Raw genomic sequence first — 6,275 nt, forward strand, 5'->3', positions numbered from 1 at the left:
GCGCTGCTGGTTCAGGTTGCAGATGAAACGCGGTTCCATACCGCCCTTCCCATCCAAAACCCTGTTTCGCTAGCGCCATTCATAAACCAAAACTGCTTCAGCCAGCTCGATGTCGCCGGCTGTGCCCGCCTTATTCTGAGCTCGCAATGATGCTGCAGCTTTCGTCGCGAGTGATGGCGCTATTCGAGGTGCATGCTTTGAGTGTATATCACCGAAAACCTGAACGGCGCCAAAGGACATGCTCGGCGGCGCGTCGAGCATGCGACGCACACTTTGCTACCTAATAGGCCATAATCCGTATGTAGACTTTATTCAATCGACTAATCACACTGACAGAATATGTTTTATCTCTGACCACTCCAGAAGCCGAAAAAGCAACCACGAAAATTAAAGTTATCCACAAGAGTATTTTTTTATGAAATAGCGAAATATCGATAAGTTTACCTTTCAGTGCTGACTAGATCAACGGAACGTTTTGTTAATCTCAACAAATCATCCGTGAAGAGGATCTGCCACGACTATTTAAATTATCTTAGCCAAATGAAAGAATGGAGACTTTCAACATGTGTATAAATTTTGAAGACGCTATATTGCCATTTGGAAATGGAAATGACGATGGTTCGCCCAATTTAGAAGCCTGGCGATATTTTAAAAAGATGTATCCTTCTATGCCCAGCTCAGAGCGTCTTTACAATCAGTTGCGCCATATTTACACCCATTATCCTTATGATCTGGAAGAATTCTATTCGTTTTTAAAAGATTCTCTTGATAATGAAACCAATGCGGAGCGACAAAAGAGAATTGATGGTAATCGCAAGGCCTTACACGATTATCTGGACGATGGCGATTTTCTCAAATTGTTCCGGGGTGTAAATGACTATAGTCTACCCATCGAATGCGCTCTAAGTTATACTCTGGATAAAAAAGTAGCTGAATTTTTTTCTAATCGGAGGCTTTCAGAAAATGCAGAGCTGATAGAGACTGCATTTCATATTAATGACATTATTCTTTACACAAATTGCAGGAATGAAAAAGAGGTCATTGTGGTTCCTGAGTGCCTGGATTGCTTAGACTGGTATTTCGGTTAATCAAGAAGCTGCACCGGGAAATGAGACCCAGATTCACGGCAATGAGTTATTAGAAGAGGTAGTTTTTAAAACCTCTTCTTTTTTCATGTAAATTATTGGCCAGAGCGCCCCGCATTTTAACTCCCTCTTGAATCTGGTAGTTCTATTCCTGCCATAAATAAAACTGCTTAAATCGGCTTATCTGGCTTAATTTTCTAAAGTCTCCCACTTAATAATTGACAAACAATAACTTGCGAGTTATTATATTATAAACAGGGGGTGTGAGGTTTGCACAAAATACTTTTTTATAAAGACCCAAAAGGCAATGAGCCAGTATTGGATTTTATCAGAGAATTAAGCCGTAAAAACGACAAGGACAGCCGTGTTAATCTCAATAAGATCAATGATTACATTCAAATGCTCAGTAAATACGGTACAAAGATCGGTGAGCCATACATCAAGCATTTAGATGGCGAAATCTGGGAGATCAGGCCCTTAAGAAATAGAATCTTTTTCGTCGCCTGGGTAGATGGTAGTTATGTATTGCTACACCAGTTTATAAAGAAATCGCAAAAGACCCCTAAACGAGAAATTGAACAAGCCAAACGAGAATTGGCATTCTTAAAAGAAAGTGGTGAAGATAATGAATAATAAAGCAATTGGTAGTAGCTGGGCCGATGTCAGAAAAGAAATTTTCACACCTGAAGAAATTTTAGAATCTGATTTAAGGGTTGCACTCATGGGTGAAATCATTAAGGCACGCCATGAAAAAGGGATCAGCCAGAAAAAACTTGAAGAATTAAGTGGTGTCAAGCAGCCGGTAATTGCCAGAATGGAAAAAGGCACATCTGACCCCAAATTAACAACTATGATTAAAATCCTTGAATCTCTGGGGATGACTTTAGCTGTTGTGCCCATAAAAGAAAAACGCATGCACCTTAAACCGCCATTTAAAATCAATATTCCCGAAAATGGTGATAATCTCCCTATAAGCAGAGGTTAACCCATGAGCCGATACATTGAAATTAATGGTGTTGTTGAACTGCCCGATAATGTGGATCATGACCAATTCTGGAATGAATTCATTGATTTTCTTGAAAGTAAAGGCTATTATTTCGGCGGTGGTACCAAAGAAATTGACGAAGAGGGTAACCCAATAAAGTAAAATGCGAACATAAGCTCGGGCCAATACCCCGGCCCCGGCACCAGATACCCAGCCAGTTTGGCCAGTTCTTTGCTGGTTTCTGTACTTTTGTCAGATTTCTGCGGAATGTTCAAATCATTCCTTGACCCTTGATTTTCTTTCGCCCTTGCCTTGATCTCATCCTTAAATCAAGGTATATGGCGTTTTGCCACCCACCAAAACCCATGTTTTGATCCTGTCCAATTTTGGGCACGCCCGGTATAACGGAAAAATCCGGTGTTATGAAGTTTTCTAAAGTCGGTAATCCCGACATTAGATTAACCCCCGAATTTTCATGGGTTAAATTCACACCTCAATTTTGAGGACTGGCAAGATCGGCTGAATTTTCGACCGATGTTTTTTCATTCTGTCAAAGCTGAAAATTCAGAGCTGATATTTACCTCACCGAATTCTCACCGGTTACCAGATCGGCGCAATTTTTCGCCAGTGTTTTTTCCGCAATATTCATTTTCCAAGAAGAGGTCTAGATTGCTAAAAAAAATATTTCCGGCATTCGCTCTATTGGAAGAAGTTACCCTATCCAATGAAAATGTATTTTGAAATTCTTCATTTGAGGTGGGGGGATTGGCTCAACTACGGCATTTTTTTAATCTTCTCATCGTCTTCATTGCCTTTGTTCCTTTTTCTGGTTGTTCGTCATTACCGGTGTTTAGCACAAATGATTATCCCGTTAACCACGTCATACCGTAGCTCAGGATAACTTAACCTGGTCTTGACGTAGTGCTCAGGGGTCATAAAGTACATGTAATCGCTTATTTTCATGGAATTATTACTCAAAAAGCCAAAAATATAGTGTGTACGCAAATTGGGAACCGTATGCAATGTTCTGCCGGTCTAAAAATCCGTTCCCCTGGGGGTATTTGCATATCAATTGGCTTCTTCTTGCGGTTTCCTCTGTATAGTGTACAATTTAAGCATTAATAACTACCTTGCCATAACCTTGCCCCATAATACCCGGTTTAATTTGTTTCTGATAGAAAAATTATCGCAAGAAGAGGTTCTCTAAAATGTCTTGAACCCTATCGAATGACGGTCCGAATTTTTGAACCCGTTTTTTTTATGACCGGGGGTGTGGCCCATGGTGCGCACCGGCTCCCGGCTCTTCCGGATCACTGGCCAACGCCACCAGCAGCATTAACCACCCCCTCACGTACGGGAATAGTATCTCTGATGATTCTTGAACCCTATCGAATGACCTCTTCTGATGCGCCAGTAATAAGAACTGCTATGTTTTTATTTCTCCTTTACTCTTGAACATATGTTCAGCTGAAAAGGCAATTAACCCCGGCATTGTCGCCGTTTATGGCTGGTGGTTTATTTGAGAAAATAGTTTTAACTTTGTGGCAATACTCTTGCCATGTCTTTATTGCGCCCTCCCTGACCTCTGGCTCCTTCACCAAGGAACTTGTTAAGAAAATACTTCTGTCCTTTTACCGTGACCATCGGCTTTTTATAGGTATCATCAGCCCCGCATTTTCTAGTATATGGTATCAACGCTATTTCAAGTATTCCCATTTCAAGGCTGCGCTGAGTTGGTAAGCTGTTTTCTTTTCCTCTTCTTTTGGTCAAATATCTATTCGTGCGCATCCATTCAAAAAGTCTAATTTCGCCTGTATCCACACCGTTTTGTTTTAATATTATGGCCAGTTCTCTGATAGAAATCGATGATTCATTTGCCGTGATGGCATCTGCTAAAAGAACTTTTGGCTTTTGATCGTTTAGCAATGATTCCTTTTCTTCAATAACCTTTTGAGCATGTAGAACAGCCAGCGCCAAAAGCTCCTCCCCTTGGGGCTGATTCATCCTTTTGATTTCATACTCCATCTGATTAAACGCCGCAATATATTTAAGCCTCCAGACATCTGCTTTTGAACCAGTAAACCCCATGGCTATAAAACTAAATCCATCTCGTGTCAAATGATATTCTTTATAGTTATTCCCCTTGTGATCGAAATAGCCTTCAATGAATAGTTCTGATATTTTAACCCCCGGATTTTCGTGGGTTAGATTCTTGATCTTATTATCAATTGCATCCACTACATGGTAATGCTCCTTGCCAAATCTTTCCGCTATCTCCCGGCTGCTTACCAATAATAAACCATCTTTGTTTTCAATATTGATTAAATCGTTCATTTCTTTTTCCTCTCTGGTTTCATGGCCGAATTTTCGGCTTTGATAATCGATCTGCTATTTTTGGGGTAATGTCCTCTTCTTTTGCCGCCCTGATCATGCGATAAGCCTGGTATGGCCAACCAGTGAAATCATGGAAGCCCTCCCGGATGCTGCCAGTCTCAATGAAGTATCCTTTAACCGGCTCCGGCACCTTACGCCATTCTTTTGCTTTAATGATTTCTTTCTTAATTTCCGGTTTCTTTAGGTTTTTACTGGCATTCCATCGCTTCTTTGAAGGGCTGTCGGATTCTCTAAAGGTTTTTCTTGTCTCTTTAATCAGATAATGGGCCAGTTCGCTATATTGGCCGGTATCATCAAGGGGTGCGCAATTAATACGGCCATTTGTCCATATTCTGTCAAAATCCTTTGCTGTCACATGATCTATCGTGTTTGCAATCAGATGATGGTGAATAGATTTTCTTTTATATTCTGTGACCAGGATATACCTTAGCTCCTCTTCATTTTTTCGGTACTCTGCCCGGATCTTCCTGATAAACTTTTCAAGCTCAATCTTTGCCTCTTCTGGTACCAGCCTTTTTTCTTTTGCATATGTAAGAACAATATGCAAATCACCCGGGCCATAATTTGTATTAAGGATCCTTCTAAGTTTGGTTTCTGCATTCCGCTCATTGATTACTTGCATTTGCTCCGGCGTTGGCTTCTGGTTTTCACCTCTGGTGATTCCCTTTTTACTGAAACGTGTCGTGAACCGTTTGGTTATTTCTATGGTTCTGCCAGCTCTGCATGTCTCTTTGATGTATGGCATTTGGTTTACCTCTTGTTTTGAATTATATTGTCGGTAAGTTAATATCCTTATCAAGTCTGAAAGCTGATTACTCAGCCGTTTTTTTGCTTGTTATCCATCATATAAAAAGGTATAATTAGATAACGGATTATTTAAAGAACGCTATAGCATCCAAGCTTTAGCAGCGGTCTTTTCTTATTCAGTTATTTGTAATAAAACACAACACTCTCTTAAAACTCTCCCTACCGGTATTGCAGTGCCTGGGAGAGTTTTTTTCATGTCTTCCTTTCGTCGAAATTTCGACGAAACTATAATCCGTGCTTTCTGCCGATGGAGTCCTGAATTGGGACTACATCGCTAATTGTTTCAAAACTTCCGTTTTGGTACTTTTGCTTTGTCCTAAAATTAATGGGAAGAGGCCAGGAGTTTACTCTTTTCACAGCTAAACTACTGGTTCCTTCCCATTTGATTGTATTTCGCTGTTAAAATACCACGATTGGTGTACATCCGAAAATTGCGTATTACTTAACCAGCCCGATACTTTTCTTGTAAGCGTCCATTCTTTCCAGGGTAATAACCTTTTCTTTTTCGCCTGGTACCTCTTCTGGTACCTCTTCCGGAAATGGATCACTCAAATAATTGATAAGCTGATCCAAATTGATTAATTTTTTCCGCCCGGCCTTCACGCATTTGATCTTACCTTGATCTACAAGTCTTCTGATGGCGCATTCTGTGAGCGAGGTGTGCTGATCCAGGGCTTTTAATTCAGCTGCGCTTTGAGGGATCGTTCGCATTCTTGGGGTTTTCATGTTATACCACCTCCTTATTTGTAAGTTTTTTAATTGCATTTAGTACTCTTTGTTTTTCTTCTTGGGGTAACTCGTTTCTAAGCTTCCGACACAGTGTAGACTCAGCGATTCCAATAGCAGCTGCGACTTCATATTGAAATAGTCTTGCTTCTTTTATTGAATCGCTGAGTCTACACTGTGTCGGAAGCTTAGAAACGAGTTACCCCAAGAAGAAAAACAAAGAGTACTAAATGCAATTAAAAAACTTACAAATAAGGAGGTGGTATAACATGAAAACC

Annotated in this window: 7 protein-coding genes and 1 pseudogene; 5 read left to right on the top strand and 3 right to left on the bottom strand. The window is 40.4% G+C overall.

What is annotated here, in order from left to right:
* Window positions 1-142: 142 nt before the first annotated feature.
* The 5 genes and pseudogenes from QZ998_RS16960 to QZ998_RS16375 form a co-directional block, all read left to right on the top strand.
* Window positions 143-223 (top strand): annotated as a pseudogene (locus tag QZ998_RS16960) (DUF2388 domain-containing protein); the annotation flags it as partial.
* A 340-nt stretch (window positions 224-563) separates the two neighbouring features.
* On the top strand, window positions 564-1,088 hold the full coding sequence (locus tag QZ998_RS16360) for a hypothetical protein (RefSeq protein WP_296561915.1): 525 nt from the start codon (window positions 564-566) through the stop codon (window positions 1,086-1,088).
* 267 nt (window positions 1,089-1,355) lie between these two features.
* The gene (locus QZ998_RS16365) at window positions 1,356-1,718 is read left to right on the top strand and encodes a type II toxin-antitoxin system RelE/ParE family toxin (RefSeq protein ID WP_296561917.1); all 363 of its coding nucleotides are present in this window, start codon (window positions 1,356-1,358) and stop codon (window positions 1,716-1,718) included.
* Window positions 1,711-2,070, top strand: a complete 360-nt coding sequence (locus tag QZ998_RS16370; protein ID WP_296561919.1) for a helix-turn-helix transcriptional regulator — start codon at window positions 1,711-1,713, stop codon at window positions 2,068-2,070. Before QZ998_RS16365 ends, QZ998_RS16370 begins: the two co-directional genes overlap by 8 nt.
* Window positions 2,071-2,073: 3 nt before the next feature.
* Window positions 2,074-2,232, top strand: coding sequence for a hypothetical protein (locus QZ998_RS16375; RefSeq protein WP_296561921.1), 159 nt, complete (start codon window positions 2,074-2,076; stop codon window positions 2,230-2,232).
* Between the two features lie 1,371 nt (window positions 2,233-3,603).
* Here QZ998_RS16375 and QZ998_RS16380 read toward each other — a convergent pair.
* The 3 genes from QZ998_RS16380 to QZ998_RS16390 all read right to left on the bottom strand — a co-directional run bounded on the left by QZ998_RS16380 (window position 3,604) and on the right by QZ998_RS16390 (window position 5,997).
* Window positions 3,604-4,404 (bottom strand): phage regulatory protein/antirepressor Ant, encoded by an 801-nt coding sequence (locus QZ998_RS16380; protein ID WP_296561923.1) that lies wholly within the window; start codon window positions 4,402-4,404, stop codon window positions 3,604-3,606.
* A 19-nt stretch (window positions 4,405-4,423) separates the two neighbouring features.
* Window positions 4,424-5,209 (bottom strand): hypothetical protein, encoded by a 786-nt coding sequence (locus QZ998_RS16385; protein WP_296561924.1) that lies wholly within the window; start codon window positions 5,207-5,209, stop codon window positions 4,424-4,426.
* A gap of 500 nt (window positions 5,210-5,709) precedes the next feature.
* On the bottom strand, window positions 5,710-5,997 hold the full coding sequence (locus QZ998_RS16390) for a hypothetical protein (RefSeq protein ID WP_296561926.1): 288 nt from the start codon (window positions 5,995-5,997) through the stop codon (window positions 5,710-5,712).
* Between the last annotated feature and the right edge of the window lie 278 nt (window positions 5,998-6,275).

Origin of the sequence: uncultured Acetobacterium sp. (assembly GCF_927416815.1) — a bacterium.
GTDB lineage: Bacteria > Bacillota > Clostridia > Eubacteriales > Eubacteriaceae > Acetobacterium.

Bases quoted from the DNA above. Each gene is read 5' to 3' on its own strand.
- QZ998_RS16360 (WP_296561915.1), top strand. From the start codon at position 564: ATGTGTATAAATTTTGAAGACGCTATATTGCCATTTGGAAATGGAAAT.
- QZ998_RS16370 (WP_296561919.1), top strand. From the start codon at position 1,711: ATGAATAATAAAGCAATTGGTAGTAGCTGGGCCGATGTCAGAAAAGAA.
- QZ998_RS16375 (WP_296561921.1), top strand. From the start codon at position 2,074: ATGAGCCGATACATTGAAATTAATGGTGTTGTTGAACTGCCCGATAAT.
- QZ998_RS16380 (WP_296561923.1), bottom strand. From the start codon at position 4,404: ATGAACGATTTAATCAATATTGAAAACAAAGATGGTTTATTATTGGTA.
- QZ998_RS16385 (WP_296561924.1), bottom strand. From the start codon at position 5,209: ATGCCATACATCAAAGAGACATGCAGAGCTGGCAGAACCATAGAAATA.
- QZ998_RS16390 (WP_296561926.1), bottom strand. From the start codon at position 5,997: ATGAAAACCCCAAGAATGCGAACGATCCCTCAAAGCGCAGCTGAATTA.